Raw genomic sequence first — 22,923 nt, 5'->3', positions numbered from 1 at the left:
GGAAAAGTGGTCTCCCAATCGGGAACGGGGGCTTTCTGTTCCCCGTTAACCACATTCCCAAACTGTTGAAATCCCGCCGCGATCATGCGCGAAAAATCTGCCGAAGTTCTTGATTTCACTCAAGTTTTGACCGCGAGAGAACAGCGTTTACCGGCCCTGCTCTGAAACAATTCAGGCTGCGATCAAGCCTAACTCTTCGGTCATTCTACTCGCGTTATAGGACTGTTTTACACAGTTCTGCGACATATTTGAGACACTTGTCACAGCTATTCGTAGAGCCAACTGCTACTTGCCAATGACTGAGTTGAGCAGTCAAAACCCCGAGTGTTTTGGTAAACTGCGCCGGCGTTAATTTCGAGGTTTCCCAATGCGACCACAAGACACGGCTATTCCCAATATCACTGCCGACCTGCAACGCTCAGTTCAGGTGGCCCTGGAAGAAGATATTGGTAGTGGCGATATCACCGCCCAGCTGATCCCAGAGGACCGCAATGCGCGGGCCCGGGTAATCACCCGCGAAGATTGCACTCTGAGTGGTCGCGCCTGGGTAGAGGCTGTATTCCACGCCCTGGACCCGGAGCTCGTCCTCACCTGGCACTTCGAGGACGGCGACCGTATCAGCGCCAATGCCGTTATTTTTGAGCTGGAAGGCAATGCCCGCGCTATCCTGACCGGCGAGCGCGCCGCACTGAATTTCCTGCAAACCTTATCCGGTACTGCCACAACCGCTGCGGAGTTCGCCGCGCGAGCTGAAGGCACTGAGGTGAAGATTCTCGACACCCGCAAGACCATTCCCGGTCTGCGCAGCGCACAGAAGTACGCCGTACTTTGCGGTGGCTGCCACAATCACCGCATCGGTCTTTACGACGCCTTCCTGATCAAAGAGAACCATATCTTCGCCGCCGGAGGCATTGAACACGCCGTCGCCCAAGCGCGAGTGATCAAGCCGGAAGCCCTGATTGAAGTCGAAGTGGAAAATATTGAAGAGCTGGAGCAGGCGCTCGCCGTCGGTGTGGACGTGATTATGCTCGACGAATTCAATGATGAAGACACTAGAACGGCCCTGAAACTGGCCAAAGGCAAAGCCAAAATTGAGCTTTCCGGCAGTGTCGACCGGGATCGCATCGCTCAGTTAGCCGAACTGGAAGTGGACTATATCTCTTCTGGTAGCCTGACCAAGCACCTGCGCGCTATCGATCTATCCCTGCGAATCGATCTCTAGCGCCCACAAGACCCATCATCACTGTACTTAGTGATGGTGATGATGGTGTCCCTGCTCTTCCGTGTCTTCGGCGGGAGTTTCCATCCCACTCATCTGCCCGTGGTTGGCGTGGTCTCCGTGTCCACCGTGGCCCATAGCCCCCCAAATGGTCCAGATACCAAACAGCAAAATCGCTGCGGCGAAACCATAGCGAACCCCCGGCTTTTGCACTATGCCGCGCACCTGCGCCGCCGCAGCACCAGTAGCCAGCATGGCGGGCACGGTGCCCAAACCAAAAGCAAACATAGCCAGGGCAGACCGCTCGGCACTGCCCTGGGCCAGGGCGAACGTCAGCGCGCTATAAACCAAACCACAGGGCAACCAGCCCCATAGGGAGCCCAGTGCTAATGCCTGCCCCGCTGAGCGAACCGGCAACAATTTGGCCGATAGTGGCTGCACATAGCGCCAAAGGTAACGGCCCCCTTTTTCAATCCAAGCCAATCCCTGCCAGATACCGCCGATATACAGCGCCATCAGGATCAGCATGATCCCTGCAGCAAATCGCAGTGGAGTTAGAGCGGGCAATATCGCCGCACCAAGGGCACCGGCGAGCGCTCCCATCAGCGCATAGCTACCCAGGCGACCCAATTGGTAAGAGCCCAGCTGCACCCAAGCAGTCTTTTTCCCCGGTGTCGCCATACCCAGCGCTCCGGAGATTCCCCCACACATACCGATGCAGTGACTGCTACCCAAAAAACCGATAGCTAGCGCCGCCGCTAAAAAACCCCAGTCCCCCACTTACTTCTCCTGCTTCCTTTCCGCGTCAGATTTATCCTGCTGAACATCATCGTCATCAAACAAAATGCGACGACCTTCCGTTTCCAGGTCATCGTACTGCCCGTTATTCACGGCCCAGAAAAAGAGCTTCACCGCAAAGCCAACCAAAATCACCGCAATGGGAATCAGGAAATACAGACTTTCCATCAGTTACACCTCCTCTCTTTCTGTGAGCACGGGATTAAGCCTCGGCGCTCACAGGGTTTTCGTCGACTTTCTGTCCACGGGACAGACGCAACGCATTTAGCACTACGATCAGAGAACTCAGGGACATACCGATTGCCGCAGCCCAGGGCGGCACCAGACCGCAAAATGCCAGCGGCAGGGCAATCACGTTGTAGCCCAGAGCCCATGCCAGGTTTTGCCGCACAATTCGGCGGCACTTGTGCGCCAGCTCTATAGCTTTGGGCAGCACTTCGAGATCACCGTTCAGCAAAATGGCATCGGCGCGGGACTGGGCCAGATCCGCCGCAGACATCATCGCCACAGAGGCATCGGCACCAGAGAGCACTGGCACATCATTGATGCCATCCCCTACCATCAGCACCTTCTCACCATCGCTTTGCAGCTGCTTCATATGGCTGAGCTTGTCCTCTGGCGAGGCACCGGCGCGGTAGTTATCGATACCCGCTCGCCCTGCCAGCCGCTCAACTTCCGCAGACTGGTCACCACTGAGCAGTTCCACTGAAAGACCTTGCTCAGTCAAACCCTCAACAGCGGTGGTTGCCGAGTCCCGTAACTTATCCCCCAACGCAATCCAGGCAATAGGGCCCAGGGAGTCGCCGAGCAGTAGCCACTGCCCCTCCCCTTCGGGCGTGGAAATATCCTCACTGGAGACAAAGCTCGCCTTACCCAGTCGGTAACTACCCCCTCAATCTGCCCTTTCAGGCCGGCCCCGGTATGAACTTTCAGATCAGTGGCGATGAGATTGCCACGCCAGGCGCGGAAGGCCCTGGCCAGGGGGTGATTGGTCTGGGATTCCAGGGCAGCGGCAACATCCTTAACCCGCTGCTCGCTCCAGTTGGCCCGCAGCAAATCAATATGCAGGATTCTCGGCTCACCGCGCGTCAGAGTACCGGTCTTGTCGAACAGCACCCGGCCGATACGCGGCAGCGTTTCCAGTAGACTGCCTCCAGCCACAAGAAGCCCCAACTGCTGTAAACGCAGGGTGGCGGAAGCCAGGGCAGCAGGAGTTGCCAGCGACAGTGCGCAGGGGCAAGTCACCACCAGCACAGACAGAGATACCCAAAAAGCGCGACTGGGGTCGATTTGCCACCAGACAACAAACGCCGCCAGTGCCGCGAATAAAACGACACCGACAAAAATACCCGCAACCCGATCTGCCAGGGCCACTTGGTTGGGTTTATCTAATTGCGCCCGTTCTACCAGGCGCTCAATAGCGGACAAGCGAGTCGACTGCCCCGCTGCCGTGATTCGAATAGTCAGGGTGGAATCGCCGTTGACACTACCGGCATAAACCGGGCTGCCAGCAGACTTCTGTTGCAGTGCCGATTCACCGCTGAGCAGGGATTCATCCACACCACTAACGCCCTCCAGCACCTCCCCATCGGCGGGGACAGTGTCTCCCGGGCGCAACAAAACTTTATCCCCAGCGACCAATGCGGCCACCGGTACATGGACAATATCGTCCCCTTGATATTTGGCCGCCGTCATCGGCAGCAACTGAGCCAAACCACCGCTGGCTAAGCCCGCCCGGTGGCGGGCGCGCATCTCCACCGTTCGTCCCAACAGCAGGAAGAAGGTGAACATGGAGATAGATTCAAAGTACACCTCGCCGGTGCCGAATACCGTGGCGTAAAAGCTGGCGACATAGGCCATACCAATCGCCAGGGACACTGGCACATCCATACTCAGGTGTCGGGCGCGCAGACTGCGCAAAGCGGCACTGAAAAATGGGCGCGCCGCATAGAAAACCACTGGCGTCGCCACCAGCAGGGAAACCCAGCGGAAGTAGCGCTCAAACTCACCGACACCCTCTTCCGCTGCAGCACCAAAATACAGGGCGATGGCAAACATCATCACCTGCATGGTGCCGAGTCCGGCGACACCCAGGCGGCGCAGGGCGGCGCGGTGCTCGCTCTGGATCACACTTTCCTGGTTGGCCGCAGTAGCCGGGGCCGGCCGGTAGCCAATCCGTTCCAGTTCGCCAAACAGCTCACTGGGTTTGATCTTGTCGGGATTAAAACCGATCTGGGCACGCTGGGTACTGGCGTTGACAGAGACCTTCTCAATCCCGTCCAACTGCCCCAGGTGCTTTTCTATCAGCCACACACAGGCCGCACAGGTAATACCGCTAATCAACAGCGAGGCTATCTTGTTGCCGTTATCCCAATCGTGGACAAACTGCTGCTGCACTTCCGGCAAATCGTATGCCGCCCAGCGGTCCTGGGGTTGAGCTTCCTCCGGCCTGTCGCTCTCCTTCTCCCGGAAGCGATAAAAGCCATCCAGACCACCGGAAACGATAGCGCTGGCTACCGCCTCACAGCCTGGACAACACATATCCCGGGCGGCCCCGTCGATAACCACCGAGTGGTTGCTGCCGGGAGGGACTGGGAGTCCGCAGTGATAACAGGAGGAGGAAGACGAAGTCATTGAGTTACTGCGTTCAGTGGCGCGGCATTGCCGAGATCGAAGTTGATTTCACCTTTCAGGCGCCAGTTGGCGTCCTGATGCGCATCGGGATCGAGTTCCGGCATCAAGCGGAGATACCAGCGATTCCCAACGCCTTCAGGCAAGGTGCCCTGGTAGCGGCCCACGGAGAGCTGGGAGAGCTCGATATGCTTATCCAGGTCAGACTCCACCGGATGGCTCAATGTGAGCAGTAGGGCCTTGGGGTAGTCGAGGTCGCCATTCAGCTCCACGACAACCGATTTTTCAGACGGCTGAAACTGGACCAAAGCGGCCAGACCCAGCTCTTTCGCGCGCAAGTCCTGCTCGGCGCTGAAGTGATACATGCGGCTGTCTTTGTAGTAAGTATCACTGACTTTATCGTCAGCAAAGCGCACCGCTATCGAGACTGTAATTGTGGAGACAACCACCACTGTAATCAGTGGGGCCAGTACCATCCACGCCCAAGGTTCCCGGTACCAGGGTTTTGGGGTTGGTTCATTCATCGCGTTACCAAAAAGTTACCGTTTGTGCACAAAAGTCGAGCCCGCCTGGGCGGGCCCGTACTTTGCAACGGGATTGGCGTCCCGTCTACTGCTTTGGACCAATAAACACCGTTCGGTGCTTATCAACCAGCTCAGGATTGTCGACTGCTTGGACAACAATCTCGATATCGTGCTTGGTATCCTTCAGCTGGTCTCTGGGAACGCTTACCCGAATGGGAACGGAGAACATCTCTCCAGGCACCAGGTAAATCGTCTTCGGCTTGCGAATGGAGTAATCGTATTCAGGCTTGCCTTCCACCTTGATGGTGAATTCGTGGGGAGCCTGGTCCATATTGTTGATTTTCACCGTGTAGACGTTTTGCACCTGCCCCTGGGACTCACGGAACATACGAGCACCGCGGTCGCGAGTGATTTCTGCCTCGATTGGGCTTCGAGTCATCACTTGCTGTGCAAACAGACCGGTCATCGCAACCAATATCAACGCGTAGCCAAATAGGCGCGGGCGCAGGAAGCGGGTCTTTCCACCCTGCAATTCGTCCTCAGAGGTGAAGCGAATCAAGCCCTGCTCATAGCCCATCTTGTCCATCACGCTGTTACACGCATCGACACAGAGGCCACAGTTAATACATTCGTACTGCATGCCGTCGCGGATATCGATATCCACCGGACACACCTGAACACACCAGTAGCAGTCGATACAGTCGCCCATACCTTCCGCCTTGTAATCCACGTTCTTTTTGCGCGGACCACGGGTCTCACCCCGCTTGGCATCGTAGTAAACCGCCAGCGTATCCTCGTCGTACATCACCGACTGGAAACGGGCATAGGGGCACATGTATTTACACACCTGCTCACGCAGGAAGCCGGCGTTCATATAGGTGGCAAAAGTGAAGAAAGCGACCCAGAAAACACCCTGCGGGTGCGCGTTAAACGTCGCCAGATCCACGACCAGCTCGCGCACACCGTAGAAATAACCCACAAAGGCCAGTGCAGTTGCCAGCGAGATCAACAGCCAGATGGTATGTGTGCCACCCTTGCGCAGAACCTTTTCCAGGTTCCAGGGGGCCTTGTCGAGCTTCATTCGCTTGTTGCGATCGCCTTCACAAACCCTTTCTGCCCAGATAAACATCATGGTCCAGACGGTCTGCGGACAGGTGAAGCCACACCACACCCTGCCCAGTAAAGTGGTGACCGCAAACAGCGCGAAGGCGGCAATGATCAGCAGCCAACCTAAAAGGAAGCCGTCCTGGGGGCCGAAAGTAGTCCAGAAAATATGGAATTGGCGGGTGGGGAGATCAAAGAAGACCGACTGGCGCCCGTCGATATTGATCCAGGGTAGGAAGAAGAAAGCCAGCAGCAAAGGCAGGCCGGTATATTTGCGAACACGGGTGAAAACACCCTTGATATGTCGGATGTAGACTTTGTCTTCCGACTCATACAGCATGCGATAGCGAACTTCGCCATCACCTTCCTGTTCCTCACGGGTTGGAATTAAATCACTCACACAAACCTCACTCTCGCACGGGCACATCTTGTACGTGGGCCAGGTAGCCCCTTATGTTGAGGCTTTTTTCTCCGTCCCTGCAGCGCCCGGAGTCCCTTGATAAAACAAGGCCCAGCAAATGCCGGGCCTCAATAGTTAATTACTGCTTTTCTTCTTCCTGCTGGGACAGGCTGTAGACATAGGCCGCTACGAGGCGGATTTTGTCTTCACGCAATTTGTCTTTTTGCGCGGGCATCATATTTGTACGACCACCGCGAATAGTGTGTTGGATCTGTTCGCGATTGCTACCGTACAGCCAGATGTCGTCGGTCAGGTTCGGCGCACCCAGCATTTGGTTGCCTTTGGCATCCATACCGTGACAAGCCATACACACGGTGTTGAATACCTTCTGACCTTCGGCGGCCATGGCGGTGTCATGCTCCAGGCCGTTCAGGGAGAGAACATACTCTGTCGCATTTCTAACACCTTCTTCACCGATCACCGGACCCTGAGGAGGCATCATGCCCTGACGACCGTTGTACAGGGTTTCCAGGATTTTCTCCGGAGTGCCGCCGTACAGCCAGGCGTTATCAGTCAGGTTCGGGAAGCCGAAGTTACCACCGGCATCTGCACCGTGACATACCGCACAGTTGTTAGCGAAGATCCGGGAACCCATCTTGAGAGCTTCAGGGCTCTGCGCAATCTGCTCGATCGGCATATTCTCGTACTTACCGAAGGTCTCGTGGAATCTCTCCTGAGCCTTAGCCTGGGAAGCTTCCAATGCACCGACAGAAGTCCAGTTGCCGAAACCTTTGAAGTTACCCAGACCCGGGTAAACCACCAGATATCCCGCAGAGAACACCAGGGTGGCGACGAACAACATGAACCACCACTTGGGCAGCGGGTTGTCGTATTCCTCGATGCCGTCGTAAACGTGGCCCGTGGTTTTGTTTTCCGGTTCAGCCTGGTCATCCACTGCCACCTTTCGGTTGGCGAACAGCACCCAGGTAATCAACGCCAGATTGGCGAGGGTGAGCACAATTACCCACACACTCCAGAATGTACTCATTACTTATCCTGCCCCTGTTTTCGATTGGCTCCGGGTTTATCCCCGGAATTGGATTCGTCCTGCTGAGCGGCCGACTTGTCCTTGTCGGCTTGTCGCTCTTCATCGGCAAATGGCAAATTGGCATCTTCTTCGAAGCGCTTCTTGCGCTTCGGAGAGAAGGCCCACCAGCAGATAGCCAGAAAAGCCACAGAGCCCAGAACCAGACCGATTTCCCGCAAAGTTTCAATAGTCACGAGTTTCCTTCCTCGCTATTAGCGTTTTTGGGTAACCAGGGTACCCAGCTGTTGCAAGTAAGCGACCAGCGCGTCAATTTCCTTGACCTTGCCACCTTTGAAAGGCTCAGCGGCGTTGGCGATGTCGTCATCGGTGTAGGGCACACCGACGAAGCGCAGCGCTTCCATCTTACGTGCGGTGTATTCGCCAGTTACCACATTGTCGAACAACCAGGGGTAAGCAGGCATGATTGACTCAGGCACAACGCTGCGCGGGTTGTACAAGTGCGCGCGCTGCCATTCATCAGAGTAGCGCCCACCTACGCGCGCCAGGTCTGGACCGGTACGCTTGGAGCCCCACAGGAAGGGGTGCTCGTAAATGGATTCCTGAGCCATGGAGTAGTGGCCGTAACGCTCAACTTCCGCACGCAGAGGACGAATCATCTGAGTGTGGCAAACGTGGCAGCCTTCGCGAATGTAGATATCGCGACCTTCCAGCTCCATTGCTGTCAGCGGCTTCTGCCCCGGCAGCGGCGTGTAGTTATCCTTGGTAAAGAACTGCGGAACGATCTCAACCAGGGCGCCGAAACTGATGGCGATAATGGTGAAAAAGATCATCCAGCCGATGTTTTTTTCTACGAGGTCATGATTCTTCACGATCTAAACTCCTATGCCGCAGGCACTGCTCGAACGGTGTTATCGGCTTCGGCATCGTTTACCTTCTCGGTAATCGTGCGGTAAACGTTGTAAGCCATCAGCAGCATACCCACCAGGAACATGGCGCCGCCCAACCAGCGAACTACATAGCCCGGATGGCTGGCTACAACACTCTCTACGAAGCTGTAAGTCAGGGTGCCGTCGGCGTTAAATGCACGCCACATCAGGCCCTGGGTAATACCGTTAACCCACATAGCGGCGATGTACAGAACAGTACCTACAGTGGCCAGCCAGAAGTGCGCGTTGATCAGCTTGGAGCTGTACATTTCGCGGCGTTTCCACAGAACCGGAACCAGGTGATACAGAGCACCGATAGAGATCATGGCAACCCAGCCCAAAGCGCCGGAGTGTACGTGGCCAACGGTCCAGTCAGTGTTGTGAGACAGAGCGTTTACAGTCTTGATGGACATCATCGGACCTTCGAAGGTAGACATACCGTAGAAGGACAGGGATACCACCAGGAAGCGCAGGGTCGGGTCGGTACGCAGCTTATGCCATGCGCCGGACAGGGTCATGATGCCGTTGATCATACCGCCCCAGGAAGGTGCCAGCAGAATCAGGGACATAACCATCGCCAGGCTCTGAGCCCAGTCGGGCAGCGCTGAGTAGTGCAAGTGGTGACCACCAGCCCATACGTACAGGGAGATCAGCGCCCAGAAGTGAACGATAGACAGCTGGTAGGAATAAACCGGACGACCAGCTTGCTTAGGTACGAAGTAGTACATGATGCCGAGGAAGGCTGCAGTCAGGAAGAACCCTACTGCGTTGTGGCCATACCACCACTGGATCATTGCGTCCTTAGTGCCCGAATAGATAGAGTAGGACTTGAACGGGCCAACAGGAATCTCCAGGTTATTAACGATATGGAGAACAGCAATAGTTACGATGTAAGCACCGAAGAACCAGTTCGCCACGTAGATGTGAGAAGTCTTACGCTTCATGATGGTGCCGAAGAACACCAGCGCGTAAGCAACCCAAACCAGGGCAATCAGGATATCGATAGGCCACTCGAGCTCAGCGTATTCCTTGGTGGAAGTGAAGCCCATCGGCAGGGTAATTGCCGCGGCGACGATAACGGCCTGCCATCCCCAGAAGGTGAAGGGGATCAGCCAGCCACCCCAAAGGCGGACCTGACAGGTACGCTGTACCACATAGTAAGAAGTGGCAAAGAGAACACTACCACCAAAGGCGAAAATTACCGCATTGGTGTGCAGGGGCCTCAAGCGCCCGAAGTGCGAGAAGGGCTGCCAAAAGTCGTTGAGTTCAGGCCAGGCTAGCTGGGCTGCGATCAATACGCCCATGCCCATACCAAAAATGCCCCAGACCACGGACATGATGGTGAACTGGCGCACGATATTGTAGTCATAGTCCGGCACAGGGCCGGTCTTTGCCACCGTTGTCGTCATGTTTTTACTTCCGTTGCTTTTAAGATTCGGTTCCACTGTGCGGGACTGGCCCACCACAGAAGGTGTGTAACCACAATGTGTGAGGCACTGTGGTTACTATTGGCCGGATAAGGATTTAAGCGCATCCTTGCCCGGTGATTGCTGATCTAAATCAACTAAATCAATTTTCTTCCTTTACCTGCGGCAATGCGCAGACGCAGGGCGTTGAGCTTGATAAAGCCCTCCGCATCCTTCTGGTCGTAAGCGCCAGCATCGTCTTCGAAGGTAGCGATACGCTCATCGAAGAGACTGTCCGCAGAGCGACGGCCCACAGCACTCACGCTGCCTTTGTACAGTTTCAGGCGAACTTCGCCGTTAACCACATCCTGGGACTCATCGATCGCAGCCTGCAGCATGCTGCGCTCCGGGGACCACCAGTAACCGTTGTAAACCAGCTCGGCGTAGCGCGGCATCAGGGAATCCTTCATGTGCGCAACTTCGCGATCCAGGGTAATGGACTCAATGGCGCGGTGCGCCTTCATCAAAATGGTGCCGCCCGGTGTTTCGTAGCAGCCGCGGGACTTCATTCCCACGTAGCGGTTTTCCACGATATCCAGACGACCGATACCGTTGGCTCCGCCCAACTTGTTCAGCTTCTCAAGCAAAGTAGCAGGGCTTAAGCGCTCACCGTCGATAGAAACGGGATCGCCCTTCTCAAAACCCAAAGTAATGTAGGTGGGTTCTTCCGGAGCCGCCTCGGGGCTCACACTCCAGCGCCACATATCCTCTTCGGCTTCCGCCCAGGGATCTTCGAGGTTGCCGCCCTCGTAAGAGATGTGCAGCAGGTTGGCATCCATCGAGTAAGGGGATTTCTTCTTGCTGGAAGAGAAGTCCACCGGAATATTGTGCTGCTCGCAGTACTGCATCAGCTTTTCGCGGGAGTTCAGGTCCCACTCGCGCCAGGGAGCGATTACCTGGATGCCCGGCTTCAGCGCGTAGGCGCCCAGCTCGAAGCGCACCTGGTCATTACCTTTACCGGTAGCACCGTGGGAAATGGCATCGGCGCCAGTCTCGTTGGCAATCTCAATCAGGCGCTTGGCAATCAGCGGGCGCGCAATAGAGGTACCCAGCAGGTACTCCCCTTCATAAATCGCATTGGCGCGGAACATCGGGAAAACGAAATCGCGCACATACTCTTCGCGCAGGTCGTCGATATAAATCTCTTTAACCCCGAGGGCCTCGGCCTTGGCACGGGCCGGTTCCACCTCTTCACCCTGGCCGATATCAGCGGTGAAAGTCACCACTTCACAACCGTAAGTCTCCTGCAACCATCGCACGATTACTGACGTATCCAATCCACCGGAGTATGCCAGTACCACCTTTTCGATTTTGCTCATTGCTGTCCTCTGCTGCCGGAAATACGCCGCCACGACTAAACCGCGGAGACGGGGAATGCCACTACGCGAAACTAGTGTCGGTCTGGGGGAGTTATTCTTGGAGATATGCCCAGGATCGGTAAATTGCGGGCACAACAATACCCACACTCTTTGTCGGGGCGCGATTGTAGCGCCTAAGCTCGCGATCGACTAGCGCCAAGGCGCGAGTAAGCACAATTGATTGATTTTTAACCTTTTCGTGCATCGCAATTTTGTACAGCTTCGGGTAGCATTCGCGCCGCACAACGACTCACTACGCTAAGAAGCTTTACGGAGTACCATGACGGAGCAAATTACCCTTCGCGCCCCCGACGACTGGCACATTCACCTGCGCGACGGCGCCGCTCTCGGGCGCACCGTGCCCGATGCCGCAAAACAATTCCGCCGCGTGATTGTAATGCCCAACCTGGTACCCCCTGTGACCGATGCCGAAAGTGCAGTGGCTTATAAGGAACGTATCAACGCCAATGTTCCCGCCGACACCAACTTCGAACCCTTGATGGTGATCTACCTCACCGACAAGACCGATGCTGCCGTTATTCGCAAGGCTCATGAAGCGGGTGTTATCGCCGCCAAACTGTACCCAGCGGGCGCAACCACCAACTCCGATTCCGGCGTTACCGATATCGCCAACATCTACCCAGCCCTGGAAGAGATGCAGGCCTGCGGTATGAAGCTGTTGGTACACGGTGAAGTGACCACCAGCGATATCGATATCTTCGACCGCGAGCAGGCTTTCATCGAGAAAACCCTGTCCCGCCTGGTAGATGATTTCCCCACGCTGAAAGTGGTGTTTGAACATATCACCACCGCCCAAGCAGTAGAGTTTGTACAAGGCGCCCGCGAAGGCGTTGCTGCAACCATTACCGCGCACCACCTGCTGTACAACCGCAACCATATGCTGGTTGGTGGTATCCAGCCGCATTTTTACTGCTTGCCGATTCTCAAGCGCGGCTACCATCAAAATGCACTGATCGAAGCGGCCACCAGCGGTAACCCGAAGTTCTTCCTCGGTACCGATTCAGCCCCCCACGCCCACCACAAGAAGGAACACTCCTGTGGTTGCGCCGGCTGCTATACCGCCTACTCCGCTATTGAGCTCTACGCAGAAGTATTTGAGCGCGCGGGCAAACTGGACAAGCTGGAAGGCTTTGCCAGTGAGTTCGGCCCAGACTTCTACGAGTTGCCGCGCAACGAGGGCACCATCACCCTGGTCAAGAGCCCCTGGACCCTGCCGGAAAAACTGGATATGGGTGGTGAAAATCTGATTCCCCTCGCAGCCGGTGAAACCTTAAACTGGCAACTTGCGTAATCGGCGAATGGCCTGATTACAGCGCCTGCGGGGAGAACACTCCCGGCAGGCGCCGCAATTCGAATACAATACCCTGCCCCACCAGCGCCAAATGCTGCTGGCCTGAAGACAAGATTTACAAGGAACCACCGTGACACCCGCCGAAGAACCCACAGGACCAAAAAGCTCTCTCGCCCAGCGATTCCGAGGCTTTCTGCCCGTGGTCATCGACCTTGAAACCGGCGGCTTTAACGCCCGCACCGATGCACTGCTGGAAATTTCTGCGGTTATCCTCGACATGGATGACTCCGGCAACCTCTTCCCGCTGGAGACCCACAGTTTCCACCTGGAGCCTTTTGAGGGCGCCAATGTTGAGCAATCCGCTCTCGACTTTATTGGCATCGACCTGGAATCCCCGGACCGCGACGCCTGGCCGGAAGAAATCGCCATCCCCGAGCTGTTCCGCAAGATTCGCAGCGCCGTGAAAAAGCACAGCTGCACCCGCGCCATCGTGGTTGCCCACAATGCCCACTTCGACCTGGGCTTCGTCAATGCAGCCGTCGAGCGGACCGGCATCAAGCGCAACCCATTCCACCCGTTCTCCTGCTTCGATACCGCCAGTCTCGCTGGCCTCGCCTACGGCCAGACCGTACTGGCCAAAGCTTGCCAGGTTGCTGGAATCGAATTTGATAACAACTGCGCCCACTCCGCCGAGTACGACGCAGAAAAAACCGCAACCCTGTTTTGCGGCATCGTGAACAAGTGGAAAGAGATGGGCGGTTGGCCGCTGGAAACCGAAGAGACCACAGAAGAAGCTGAATAACGCACTATCTTCCGGGCTGCCTCGCAGCAGCCCGATTTATCCAAAAACGACAGAATTATTCGAAAGCTGTCGACAAAACACCCGCTATGTGCAGACTCTGGCCACTTGGGTGATTTTTTGTGCAAGCCGTGCTAATATGGCCCGCTTACACATAAAAACCGGATAGCGCCGTGGCCAAGAAACCTTCCTCTTCCTCCAATCGCAAACAAGCCGCTCCCCTCGAGACCAGCGAAAGTATCGAGGAGCAGGTAAAGGCGTTCCTCGCCGGTGGCGGTGAGATCGAGCAGGTGCCCAAAGGGGTAAGCGGCCAGACCAACACTTCCGGCCCCAAGCACATCACCCTCGGCAAAAAGCCCAGAGCCTAAACTCCGCACAATAAAAAACCCCGACGGCGCTCCGCTGACCAGCAGCAAAGCGCGGCCGGGGCCGCTCGAATATGGCTGCGTCAACGCAGCCACTTCTCATTCACATCAGGGCATTTCTTCCAGTTCCGCACCCTCTTTCACCGGCGGCATCAGATCTTCTTTGTTGATATTCAAAGCCATCAGCACGTTGGCAGCAACGTAAACAGAGGAGTAAGTACCCACAACCACACCCACGATCAAGGCCAGGGAGAAGTTGTGGATCAATTCGCCACCGAAGAACTGCAGCGCCCACAGCACCAGCAAGGTGGTGAAGGACGTCATAAAGGTACGGCCCAGGGTCTGGCTGATAGAGATATTGATAATCTCCTCAGACTCAGCCTTGCGCACCTTGCGGAAGTTCTCGCGGATACGGTCCGATACCACGATGGTATCGTTCAGGGAGTAACCGATCACCGCCAGCACCGCCGCCAGCACGGTTAAATCGAAGTCCAATCCCATCACCGCAAAGAAGCCCAGCACGATAATCACATCGTGGCCCAGAGCCGCTACCGCGCCGAAAGAGAACTTGTACTGGAAGCGCAGGGCAACGTAGATCATCACCATAAACAGGGCCAGCATCATGCCCAGGCCGCCGTCGTCGCGCAGCTCAGCACCTACCTGTGGTCCCACCATCTCAACACGGCGCAGTTCAACATCGCCCTCACTGCCCTCTCTCAGGAGAGCGACAACCTTGTCACCGATCGGTGTCGTTGTTTCCTGGTCGGTAGCGCTGATCTGGGTTTCCTCCTCGGTCACCTCAGGGGGCAACTTGATCAGCAGATCCTTTTCAGAACCAAAATTCACTACTGTAGCGCCATCGTAGCCTGCAGCATCCAACTGATCGCGCACGTCGCTAATAAAAGGCGTTACCTCGTAGCCCACCTCAACCTGGGTACCACCGGTAAAGTCCAGGCCAAACTTCAGGCCGTTCATTGCCAGTGCGGCGATGGAGGAAAGTACCAGCACCACCGAGACAATCCCGGCGATCTTGCGCCAGCGCATAAAGTCGTAGACGCGCTTGCCCATGTACTCGGTAATTTTGCCGTTATCCACTTTGGTCTCACTCATGACTGACTCCCTTAAATCCAGAGCTTCTGCACACGGCGACCGCCGTAGAACAAGTTAACAATTGCTCGCGTACCCATGATGGCACTGAACATGGAGGTGAGAATACCGATAGACAGGGTTACCGCGAAGCCCTGTACCGGACCGGAACCAATGGCATACAGGATCACCGCCACAATCAGGGTGGTGATGTTCGCATCCACAATGGTGCTGTAAGCATTGTCAAAACCGGCACTGATCGCTGTCTGGGGAGGCATCCCATTCCTGAGCTCCTCCCGTATTCGCGAGAATATAAGCACGTTGGCATCCACCGCCATACCCACGGTCAATACGATACCGGCGATACCAGGCAGTGTGAGGGTTGCACCCAGCAGCGACATCACCGCCACCAACAGGATCATATTCACCGCCAAGGCCAGGTTCGCGGCCAAGCCAAATACGCGGTAGGAAATCAGCATACAGATAATCACGGCCAGCAGACCGATCTGTACGGATTGCACACCCACCTTGATGTTATCGGCACCCAGGGATGGGCCGATCACACGCTCTTCCACAAAGTACATGGGCGCAGCCAGGGCACCAGCACGCAGCAGCAGGGCTAATTCCTGGGCTTCGGCCGGGCTGTCCAGACCGGTGGTGCGGAACTGCTTGCCCAAGGCACTCTGTACCGTAGCCAAGCTGATAATTTTTCGCTCTTCAGTGCGCTTCTGCACGGTAACTTCGTTACCGTTTTCGTCGATCTCAGTTACCGGCTCAAAGCGAGTCTCGATAAACAGGGTGCCCATACGGCGACCGACATTCTTCCAGGTAGCGCGGTGCATCATCTCGCCGCCACGGGCGTCGAGGGTGATATTTACCTGCGGGAAGCCGCTCTCGTCGTAACCGACGCGGGCATTGGTAACGCTGTCACCCTTGATAATGATCTGGCGCTCCAACCAGGCACCACCATACATCTGCGCCTGACGATCATCGCGGTAATCGAAGTATTCCTTGTTGGAAACCAGCTCATCCGGGCGAGCTTCCATACGGTATTCGAGGTTGGCAGTTTTACCGATAATACGCTTGGCCTCTGCGGTGTCCTGTACACCGGGCAGCTCCACAACGATACGGTTACGGCCCTGGCGCTGTACGATCGGCTCAGCAACACCCAGCTCGTTCACCCGGTTGCGCAGGGTAGTGAGGTTCTGGGTTACTGCGTAATCTTCCAGCTGCTTGATTTCCTGATCGGTCAGGGTTGCGCGGATCTCCAGGTTTTCGCCGCTGCCGGACTCCCGCAACTGAAGCTGCGGGAATTCCTTGCGCAGGGTGGACATCGCCCGGCTGCGCAGCTCATCGTTGCGGAAACGGGCAATAATCTCGCGATCATCTACCAGTTCCACATTGCGGTAACGGGCCTTGGCTTCGCGCAGTTTGCTCTTTACTTCCTGCTCGTAGCTTTCCATGTTGTTCTTGACGATGGTGTTGGTGTCGACTTCCATCAGGAAGTGCACACCACCCGCCAGGTCCAAACCGAGCTTCATCGGGCTAGCGCCGATATCTTTCATCCACTGGGGTGTGGTGGAAGCCAGGTTCAGGGCGACAACATAGTTGGTGGTTCCAAGCGCTTTTTGAATCGCCTCTTTAGCCGGCAACTGCTCCTCCATGGAGTTCAAGCGAATCAGTACTGACTTGTCCCCAACTTCGCCGCCGAAGTGAGCAATACCCGCTTCATCCAGGGCTTTTTGTGCATTCGCAAGGACATCGGGGCCGATGGTGAGTGCACTGGATTGCCCGGAAATCTGCACGGCAGGGTCCGGCTTATAGAGATTGGGCGCGGCGTACATCAGGCCAAAGGCCACAACCGCGAGAATCAGAAAGTACTTCCAGATCGGGTAGCGATTCATGCTGTTCTCATTGTTCTAGTGTGACCCCGAGGGCCGGTAAATCTTGGCAATCTGCCTAAGCAATTTGCCTGGATATGCGGGCAGTATACGCAGAATGCAAGGTACACCGCCCCCAATAAAAGTGGGGGCTGATTATACGGGGATCGTGGGAACGGACAAATTACAGGGGTGCCGCAATGAGACGGGCAGCACCCCAGGCAGGGTAAAAGCGACGCCTGATCAGGCCTCCAGCGCCGGAACCTCGCGGCCCAGACCACGGTAGAACTCGGCGACATAAGCCTCCAACTCATTGGCGGCAATGGCATCGCGTAGCTTTTGCATCAGGCGCTGGTAGTGGCGCAAATTGTGAATCGTATTCAGCTGCGCACCGAGAATTTCACCGCAGCGATCCAGGTGGTGCAGGTAAGCGCGGGAGAAATTCTCACAGGTGTAACAATCGCACTCTTCCTCCAAGGGACCCGTATCGTGACGGTGCCTGGCGTTGCGGATTTTCACCACGCCTTCGAAGGTAAACAGGTGGCCGTTGCGCGCATTGCGAGTAGGCATAACGCAGTCGAACATATCCACACCGCGACGCACCGCCTCGACAATATCCTCCGGCTTGCCCACGCCCATCAGGTAGCGCGGCTTATCTTCCGGCATCTTGTGAGCCAGGTGATCCAAGACCTTGATCATCTCATCTTTAGGCTCACCCACAGACAGGCCACCAATGGCATAGCCATCGAAACCAATCTCAGTCAGGCCGCGCAGTGACACATCGCGCAACTCCGGGAACATACCGCCCTGCACAATTCCGAACAGCGCCGACGGGCTATCGCCATGAGCTTTCTTGGAGCGCTCCGCCCAACGCAGGGACAACTCCATAGATTTGCGCGCTTCGTCAGTGGTGGCCGGATAAGGGGTGCACTCATCGAAGATCATGACGATATCGGAACCCAGGTCCCGCTGAACGCGCATGGACTCTTCCGGGTCCAGGAATACCGGACTGCCATCGATAGGCGAGCGGAAAGAAACCCCCTCTTCCGTAATCTTGCGCAGTTCACCCAGGCTAAACACCTGGAAACCGCCGGAGTCGGTGAGGATCGGGCCGGACCACTGGGTAAAATCGTGCAGATCGCCGTGGGCTTTAACCACTTCGGTACCCGGGCGCAGCATCAGGTGGAAGGTGTTGCCCAGAATAATCTGTGCACCGATCCCTTCGATATCCCTCGGCAACATACCTTTCACGGTGCCGTAAGTGCCCACCGGCATAAACGCCGGGGTTTCCACTACACCGCGAGGGAAACGCAAGCGGCCGCGACGGGCCTTGCCATCAGTGGTATCCACTTCAAACTGCATAAAACATTCGCGGCTCACTGGGTATCTCCTTTCGCTGGTGCGACTTCTTCTTTTTTGGCATTGGGATCGCGGGTAATAAACATGGCATCGCCGTAACTAAAAAAGCGATAGCGCTCCTCAACAGCGGCCTTATAAGCGGCCATCGTGTGCTGGTACCCCGCGAAGGCACTCACCAGCATCAATAAGGTGGATTCCGGTAGATGGAAGTTGGTGATCAACTTATCCACAACCTGGAATTCATAACCGGGATAAATAAAGATATCTGTCTCCCCCACCGTGGCCTGTAACTGGCCACTGCGCGCCGCACTTTCCAGCGCGCGCACACTGGTGGTACCCACCGCAATCACGCTGCCATTGCGAGCGCGGCAAGCAGTTACCGCATCCACCACATCCTGGGAGACATCCAGCACTTCGCTATGCATCTGGTGCTCATAAATATTGTCCACGCGCACCGGCTGGAAAGTACCGGCACCCACATGCAGGGTAACGAAGACAACCTCGACACCTTTATCCCGCAACGCACCGATCATCTCATCATCAAAGTGCAGCCCCGCCGTCGGCGCCGCCACAGCACCGGCATTGCGGCCGTATACGGTTTGGTAGCGCTCGCGATCGCTGGCATCGTCTTCACGATCAATATAAGGAGGCAGCGGCATATGGCCCAGGCGATCCAGAATCGCCAGCACACCCTCTTCTTTAGGGAAGGACAATTCAAACAATGCATCCTTGCGGCCGGTCACTTCTATACGGGTACCGTCTTCAAGGACGATGGTGGAACCGGGCTTTGGCGACTTACTGGAGCGCACATGGGCCCAGATATCCGTCTCGTTGAGCACCCGCTCCACCAGGATTTCCAACTTACCGCCGGTCTCCTTCTGCGCGAACAAACGCGCCGGGATCACCCGGGTATCGTTAAAGACTATCAGGTCACCAGCTTGGACCTGATCGAGAATATCTGGGAACTGCCGATGTGCAATGGCCCCGCTGGGCCCATCCAGACACAAAAGACGGCTGCCACGGCGCTCCTCAGTGGGCGCGCGGGCGATCAGCTCATCGGGCAGATGAAAGTCAAAGTCCTGACGCTGCATGGAATCCTGGAAATCTAGAAACTATGGAGAGGTCGCGAAGGTTATAGGAAATTTTAGGAGCTGTTAACTGGGACGACAGAAAATGCGCTAAGTTATTGAAATCACTGGTTGACCCAAGCGAAAGCATTGCTATAATCACGCCCTCTTCGCACCGACCCCAAGGTCGAGCAGCGAAAGTGCCAGAGTGGTGAAATTGGTAGACACAGGGGATTCAAAATCCCCCGCCCTTAAAAGCGTGCCGGTTCGAGTCCGGCCTCTGGTACCATATATCAAACCCGCGATAGCGTTAGCTTTCGCGGGTTTTTTAATTCTGAATTACCTTCCCTCAATTTTGAAGAATGGCGCTTAAAAGCTCCAGAGTGTCCACATTGTGTCCACACAGGATTTTTTTGACTCTCCCCTGCCCACATGTGGACACCATCAATCTATTGCTTTCCCCTTGTGAAACTCCTCTTCATTTCTCTTCACAACTCTTCAAAGTGTGAAATCCAAAGCATTCCCAAATCCCGCACCAGCTCAGGCTAGGGTCACTAGTCTCATTTCATCAACTAAAAGAGTGCCCAAAATCGGCAGGCGTGGGGAGGAGTGACCGGTACCCGTTTTTACTGCACAATTATTGATCACGTAGAATCAGTGGGAGTTGGAAATACGAATTTTTAAGGGGTTTTCAAAGGCTGAGGGGTGTTTGGTCGCTCTATCAGGCTGCCAGGACGCACTGAAGAGAAATGAAATCTACCCAACGGCAGGCAACCTAATCGAAGTTGGAGCCAATCGGCTAAAAAATATGGAGCGTCGAAACATCGATAACGATCTCCAAATCATCACCGGTGAATCCCCTAACCGCCTCTGCAATATCTCTGTTTCCAATACCAATTTAGAAAGTACAATTGCGCTCAGTTCGATAAACACTAAAGATAGAGTCATAACTGAGTGTGATTGGATTGGTATAAAATATATTCAAGCTAAGGATCACCATACTGCCGTAGCATTAAATACAAACAGCACCGCCACTATAGATCTAAAATTAATTGGCACCAATAAAAGCTACCATTTAGCCTTTACTGTTGTAAAAAAAATTTAAGCCGACTGGTTATACTTAATAAGTAATACAATGTGTACAACAAAAGAAAAATCTAGTAACAAACTAGGAATTAGAAAAAAATTTTACGAGTGGTCAAAAAAAGAAGGGAAAAGAAGCAGAGAAAGAGGAACTTTGAACTACGCCAGGCGCCACCGCCAAGAAATGAAAAGGAAATCACGTTAACTAGGTATAAGCCTTTTCTAATTACCTCAATACTGGGTTTGATATTAGTTACAGCCTGTCTAATAGCCGTATGCATACCCCTTAAAGATTACCAGCTTTGTTTTAATAGTGGATGCATAAGTAACTTCCTTTCACACATTGAGCCAGTAATTAAAATAGCTACGGGAGCAATCACCCTGGCAACAATAATTGCTTTAAAATTTAGAAGCGATCAAACAGCACGACAAATTGAACATGAAAACAGGAAAACTAATTTCAGTAACTTTCTAGAGCATAAAGAAGCATTTATTAAACTAATAGAAAAAATGGAAGACTCATACAATTTAAAGTTTGTACAGAAGGAAAAGACTTATAGTGAATGGTTCCCATATAACACTATAGATAATTTTGATATAACTTTAGACCGCTGGGGCTCAGGGCCGAAATTTGCAATTCAAATATTAAAGAGATTACTTGAAACGGCAGAAAAAGATCATGCGGCACGAATGTCAACAAGTCGAATCGTTAATAGCATGATTCAAGACTTAAAACACACAGCGTACGAGCTAAGAATTGAAAGGAAATATGGAGAGCCTGAACCACTCCCCTTTGAAAATGATATCGCTGAAACAATTAAAATAATCAGCGAAATAGTTAATGCGATTGCGGCTCTGTCAAGCAATAAAGAGAGAGCACCACACATCCCTTGGCTGACATATGATATTTATCAATTATTCATCGAGGCAGCAAGGAAAAAAGCTGAATTTCGAAACAGCAAACTGTCATCAAATGGAAGGTATATGTATGTGTTTACATTTGGTCATAGAGTAGGAGAAGGAAACTACAATTTGAACATAGCTATACCAAATATAAAAACATACACTGTACTTAGTAAAAACATTGAACCAAGCATAGAGCTTAGGGAAAAATTTGAGTTTGGAAGCAACCCCAACACATCTGATGATATAGCCAATCCACAGGCAAATCCTGAGCCAGCCTAACTCTAAAATTTTGACCGCTTTTACAACTTCAATATAAAATTATAGACAAACCAGTTTCCCCACAATTAAACCTCAATATTAAACATAAGGGGAAAGACAAGTGGAAACAAATTATCAGGAAGTATCACTCAACACTATTGTGAAATATTTTGCAGACGACTTTAAAACGAAACCAGGGACAGAAATAATAACTAAAGAGTGGTTTATAGATCCGGTTAAAGGCGTGGTGATTTTTAAACTTGTAACGGATAAAAAAGACGATTTAGAAAATGATACACTGACAATTTAAATTCAGCTTAAACCAATGTAAGTTTAAGCTGAATTTTAAAAATCTCTGCCTTTAACTAGGGCAACGCTTCTCAACCAGTACCCCGCCCCACTCAATCGAGTACTCAGTAAACTTGCCTGTCACAATGTCCAGAATTTGCAGCCAGGAATAAAACAGCGCTTCCTTAGATTTAGCAATTTTTTGTGCCAGCTCTTTTGCCGCCTCTTGAGTTGGCGCAGAGTCTCTAAAGCTATTTGCTCCGCCATTCATCAAGTGAACCCGCTCTGCGAAAATGGCATACCTGTTTACTCTATTATTCATAACTTCTCTCCTTTTAAGTGTATAACCAGCTTAAGCCCGAACCGCGCCAAGCTGAGATTTCAAACTGTCCGCGCTGCTCTTGTGCCCATAAATTGCCGCCTCTTGGGTTGGCTTCTGCCCATTCCCAGGGTGCGAGTAAGTCGCAAGGGTGGCGGCCAGGGCAGACACTACGCCTATTAAATCCTCTAGCACTTTCAGTACATTTAAAGATTCGCTGCCTAACCAAACCTTGCCACGATCTTTTACTTTGATAGTTTGGCGGACCTTGGCCACTGATTCGCAAATATTTCCGATTTGCTCCTTTATGTCGCGGCCCGCTGAAATATTAATATCACTGGCTGTTGTAATATTTAGATTGTCAAGCGCGGATAAGTTCAGGCCGCCGGCAGATAAGAAACGTAAAGCTCCAAGAACTTCAATTATTTTTACGCCGGCCACCTCTTCTACAGAATGTTCCCGCACTTGTCGGTGTTCGCTATCGCAGCTCGCTTTGACTTCAGTAGCCTTTGTAATTCTGCGTAATTAGTTCTCCCGTATGTCACCGTGCGTTTCCCGGCTCCATTCTGCACTGGCGTCCACCTCTTGCCGCAAAGAGTCGCATTGCTCCCAAATTAAACCTTCACTGTCGAGCGCTGGGAGTCCTACCCTGTGCGATAACACCGTGCAAATAAATGGCTTATCCGCCATTGCCTGCATCGTGCAACGGTAACAGTATAAAAAATGG

General features: G+C 53.9%; 24 protein-coding genes and 1 tRNA gene. 8 read left to right on the top strand and 17 right to left on the bottom strand.

Going from position 1 to position 22,923, the window contains the following annotated elements:
• Positions 1–367: 367 nt before the first annotated feature.
• Positions 368–1,222, top strand: a complete 855-nt coding sequence (nadC, locus tag QT397_08955) for a carboxylating nicotinate-nucleotide diphosphorylase (protein ID WNZ57449.1) — start codon at positions 368–370, stop codon at positions 1,220–1,222.
• 27 nt (positions 1,223–1,249) lie between these two features.
• On the opposite strand, the gene QT397_08950 is transcribed toward nadC, so the two are convergent.
• The 11 genes from QT397_08950 to QT397_08900 all read right to left on the bottom strand — a co-directional run bounded on the left by QT397_08950 (position 1,250) and on the right by QT397_08900 (position 11,435).
• Positions 1,250–1,999, bottom strand: a complete 750-nt coding sequence (locus QT397_08950) for a sulfite exporter TauE/SafE family protein (GenBank protein ID WNZ57448.1) — start codon at positions 1,997–1,999, stop codon at positions 1,250–1,252.
• A complete protein-coding gene (gene ccoS / locus QT397_08945; protein ID WNZ57447.1) occupies positions 2,000–2,185 on the bottom strand; it encodes a cbb3-type cytochrome oxidase assembly protein CcoS in 186 nt (61 codons plus the stop codon).
• A gap of 34 nt (positions 2,186–2,219) precedes the next feature.
• Positions 2,220–2,789: an HAD-IC family P-type ATPase gene (locus QT397_08940; GenBank protein WNZ57446.1), complete on the bottom strand. Its 570-nt coding sequence runs from the start codon at positions 2,787–2,789 to the stop codon at positions 2,220–2,222.
• On the bottom strand, positions 2,741–4,651 hold the full coding sequence (locus QT397_08935) for a heavy metal translocating P-type ATPase (GenBank protein WNZ57445.1): 1,911 nt from the start codon (positions 4,649–4,651) through the stop codon (positions 2,741–2,743). Before QT397_08935 ends, QT397_08940 begins: the two co-directional genes overlap by 49 nt.
• Positions 4,648–5,172: a FixH family protein gene (locus tag QT397_08930; protein WNZ57444.1), complete on the bottom strand. Its 525-nt coding sequence runs from the start codon at positions 5,170–5,172 to the stop codon at positions 4,648–4,650. Before QT397_08930 ends, QT397_08935 begins: the two co-directional genes overlap by 4 nt.
• An 85-nt stretch (positions 5,173–5,257) precedes the next feature.
• Positions 5,258–6,676: a cytochrome c oxidase accessory protein CcoG gene (ccoG, locus tag QT397_08925; GenBank protein WNZ57443.1), complete on the bottom strand. Its 1,419-nt coding sequence runs from the start codon at positions 6,674–6,676 to the stop codon at positions 5,258–5,260.
• Positions 6,677–6,815: 139 nt separating this feature from the next.
• Entirely contained in the window at positions 6,816–7,724 is a 909-nt protein-coding gene (gene ccoP / locus QT397_08920) for a cytochrome-c oxidase, cbb3-type subunit III (protein ID WNZ57442.1), read from the bottom strand.
• The gene (locus QT397_08915) at positions 7,724–7,957 is read right to left on the bottom strand and encodes a cbb3-type cytochrome c oxidase subunit 3 (GenBank protein ID WNZ57441.1); all 234 of its coding nucleotides are present in this window, start codon (positions 7,955–7,957) and stop codon (positions 7,724–7,726) included. Before QT397_08915 ends, ccoP begins: the two co-directional genes overlap by 1 nt.
• Before the next feature lie 18 nt (positions 7,958–7,975).
• Entirely contained in the window at positions 7,976–8,593 is a 618-nt protein-coding gene (gene ccoO / locus QT397_08910; GenBank protein WNZ57440.1) for a cytochrome-c oxidase, cbb3-type subunit II, read from the bottom strand.
• Positions 8,594–8,604: 11 nt separating this feature from the next.
• Complete coding sequence (gene ccoN, locus QT397_08905; GenBank protein ID WNZ57439.1) at positions 8,605–10,059, bottom strand: cytochrome-c oxidase, cbb3-type subunit I; 1,455 nt, start codon at positions 10,057–10,059, stop codon at positions 8,605–8,607.
• A gap of 155 nt (positions 10,060–10,214) precedes the next feature.
• Positions 10,215–11,435 carry an argininosuccinate synthase gene (locus tag QT397_08900; protein ID WNZ57438.1) on the bottom strand — a complete coding sequence of 407 codons (1,221 nt, stop codon included), beginning with the start codon at positions 11,433–11,435 and terminating at the stop codon, positions 10,215–10,217.
• A 319-nt stretch (positions 11,436–11,754) separates the two neighbouring features.
• Here QT397_08900 and pyrC point away from each other — a divergent pair, with 319 nt between their 5' ends.
• The 3 genes from pyrC to QT397_08885 all read left to right on the top strand — a co-directional run bounded on the left by pyrC (position 11,755) and on the right by QT397_08885 (position 13,953).
• Positions 11,755–12,786 (top strand): dihydroorotase, encoded by a 1,032-nt coding sequence (gene pyrC / locus QT397_08895; GenBank protein WNZ57437.1) that lies wholly within the window; start codon positions 11,755–11,757, stop codon positions 12,784–12,786.
• A 130-nt stretch (positions 12,787–12,916) separates the two neighbouring features.
• Entirely contained in the window at positions 12,917–13,588 is a 672-nt protein-coding gene (rnt, locus tag QT397_08890) for a ribonuclease T (protein WNZ57436.1), read from the top strand.
• A 170-nt stretch (positions 13,589–13,758) separates the two neighbouring features.
• A complete protein-coding gene (locus QT397_08885; GenBank protein ID WNZ57435.1) occupies positions 13,759–13,953 on the top strand; it encodes a hypothetical protein in 195 nt (64 codons plus the stop codon).
• Positions 13,954–14,058: 105 nt separating this feature from the next.
• Here the strand turns inward: QT397_08885 and secF are convergent, their stop codons facing one another.
• The 4 genes from secF to queA form a co-directional block, all read right to left on the bottom strand.
• Positions 14,059–15,060 carry a protein translocase subunit SecF gene (gene secF, locus QT397_08880; GenBank protein ID WNZ57434.1) on the bottom strand — a complete coding sequence of 334 codons (1,002 nt, stop codon included), beginning with the start codon at positions 15,058–15,060 and terminating at the stop codon, positions 14,059–14,061.
• Positions 15,061–15,071: 11 nt separating this feature from the next.
• Positions 15,072–16,940 (bottom strand): protein translocase subunit SecD, encoded by a 1,869-nt coding sequence (secD, locus tag QT397_08875; protein WNZ57433.1) that lies wholly within the window; start codon positions 16,938–16,940, stop codon positions 15,072–15,074.
• A gap of 219 nt (positions 16,941–17,159) precedes the next feature.
• Positions 17,160–18,296, bottom strand: a complete 1,137-nt coding sequence (gene tgt, locus QT397_08870; GenBank protein WNZ57432.1) for a tRNA guanosine(34) transglycosylase Tgt — start codon at positions 18,294–18,296, stop codon at positions 17,160–17,162.
• The gene (gene queA, locus QT397_08865) at positions 18,293–19,366 is read right to left on the bottom strand and encodes a tRNA preQ1(34) S-adenosylmethionine ribosyltransferase-isomerase QueA (GenBank protein ID WNZ57431.1); all 1,074 of its coding nucleotides are present in this window, start codon (positions 19,364–19,366) and stop codon (positions 18,293–18,295) included. Before queA ends, tgt begins: the two co-directional genes overlap by 4 nt.
• A 178-nt stretch (positions 19,367–19,544) precedes the next feature.
• On the opposite strand from queA, the gene QT397_08860 reads away from it, so the two are divergent.
• From QT397_08860 to QT397_08845, 4 genes are all read left to right on the top strand, one after another.
• A tRNA-Leu gene (locus tag QT397_08860) sits at positions 19,545–19,631 on the top strand.
• Between the two features lie 375 nt (positions 19,632–20,006).
• Positions 20,007–20,447, top strand: a complete 441-nt coding sequence (locus tag QT397_08855; protein WNZ57430.1) for a hypothetical protein — start codon at positions 20,007–20,009, stop codon at positions 20,445–20,447.
• 89 nt (positions 20,448–20,536) lie between these two features.
• The gene (locus QT397_08850; GenBank protein ID WNZ57429.1) at positions 20,537–21,610 is read left to right on the top strand and encodes a hypothetical protein; all 1,074 of its coding nucleotides are present in this window, start codon (positions 20,537–20,539) and stop codon (positions 21,608–21,610) included.
• A 100-nt stretch (positions 21,611–21,710) separates the two neighbouring features.
• Entirely contained in the window at positions 21,711–21,899 is a 189-nt protein-coding gene (locus tag QT397_08845; GenBank protein WNZ57428.1) for a hypothetical protein, read from the top strand.
• A 51-nt stretch (positions 21,900–21,950) separates the two neighbouring features.
• Here QT397_08845 and QT397_08840 read toward each other — a convergent pair whose 3' ends face one another.
• Together QT397_08840 and QT397_08835 are read right to left on the bottom strand one after the other, a co-directional pair.
• Positions 21,951–22,199: a hypothetical protein gene (locus QT397_08840; protein ID WNZ57427.1), complete on the bottom strand. Its 249-nt coding sequence runs from the start codon at positions 22,197–22,199 to the stop codon at positions 21,951–21,953.
• A 30-nt stretch (positions 22,200–22,229) separates the two neighbouring features.
• A complete protein-coding gene (locus QT397_08835) occupies positions 22,230–22,637 on the bottom strand; it encodes a hypothetical protein (protein ID WNZ57426.1) in 408 nt (135 codons plus the stop codon).
• Between the last annotated feature and the right edge of the window lie 286 nt (positions 22,638–22,923).

It is taken from the genome of Microbulbifer sp. MKSA007, from assembly GCA_032615215.1.
Taxonomy (GTDB): Bacteria; Pseudomonadota; Gammaproteobacteria; order Pseudomonadales; family Cellvibrionaceae; genus Microbulbifer.
The sequence above is the reverse complement of the archived record's forward strand: the minus strand, read 5'-3'. Positions and strand labels throughout refer to the sequence as shown.

Excerpts from the sequence above, each read along its gene's own strand:
- QT397_08900 (WNZ57438.1), bottom strand. The coding sequence starts at position 11,435 with ATGAGCAAAATCGAAAAGGTGGTACTGGCATACTCCGGTGGATTGGAT.
- queA (WNZ57431.1), bottom strand. The coding sequence starts at position 19,366 with ATGCAGCGTCAGGACTTTGACTTTCATCTGCCCGATGAGCTGATCGCC.
- QT397_08935 (WNZ57445.1), bottom strand. The coding sequence starts at position 4,651 with ATGACTTCGTCTTCCTCCTCCTGTTATCACTGCGGACTCCCAGTCCCT.
- secD (WNZ57433.1), bottom strand. The coding sequence starts at position 16,940 with ATGAATCGCTACCCGATCTGGAAGTACTTTCTGATTCTCGCGGTTGTG.
- pyrC (WNZ57437.1), top strand. The coding sequence starts at position 11,755 with ATGACGGAGCAAATTACCCTTCGCGCCCCCGACGACTGGCACATTCAC.
- ccoS (WNZ57447.1), bottom strand. The coding sequence starts at position 2,185 with ATGGAAAGTCTGTATTTCCTGATTCCCATTGCGGTGATTTTGGTTGGC.
- ccoP (WNZ57442.1), bottom strand. The coding sequence starts at position 7,724 with ATGAGTACATTCTGGAGTGTGTGGGTAATTGTGCTCACCCTCGCCAAT.
- secF (WNZ57434.1), bottom strand. The coding sequence starts at position 15,060 with ATGAGTGAGACCAAAGTGGATAACGGCAAAATTACCGAGTACATGGGC.
- nadC (WNZ57449.1), top strand. The coding sequence starts at position 368 with ATGCGACCACAAGACACGGCTATTCCCAATATCACTGCCGACCTGCAA.
- QT397_08930 (WNZ57444.1), bottom strand. The coding sequence starts at position 5,172 with ATGAATGAACCAACCCCAAAACCCTGGTACCGGGAACCTTGGGCGTGG.
- ccoN (WNZ57439.1), bottom strand. The coding sequence starts at position 10,059 with ATGACGACAACGGTGGCAAAGACCGGCCCTGTGCCGGACTATGACTAC.
- QT397_08840 (WNZ57427.1), bottom strand. The coding sequence starts at position 22,199 with ATGAATAATAGAGTAAACAGGTATGCCATTTTCGCAGAGCGGGTTCAC.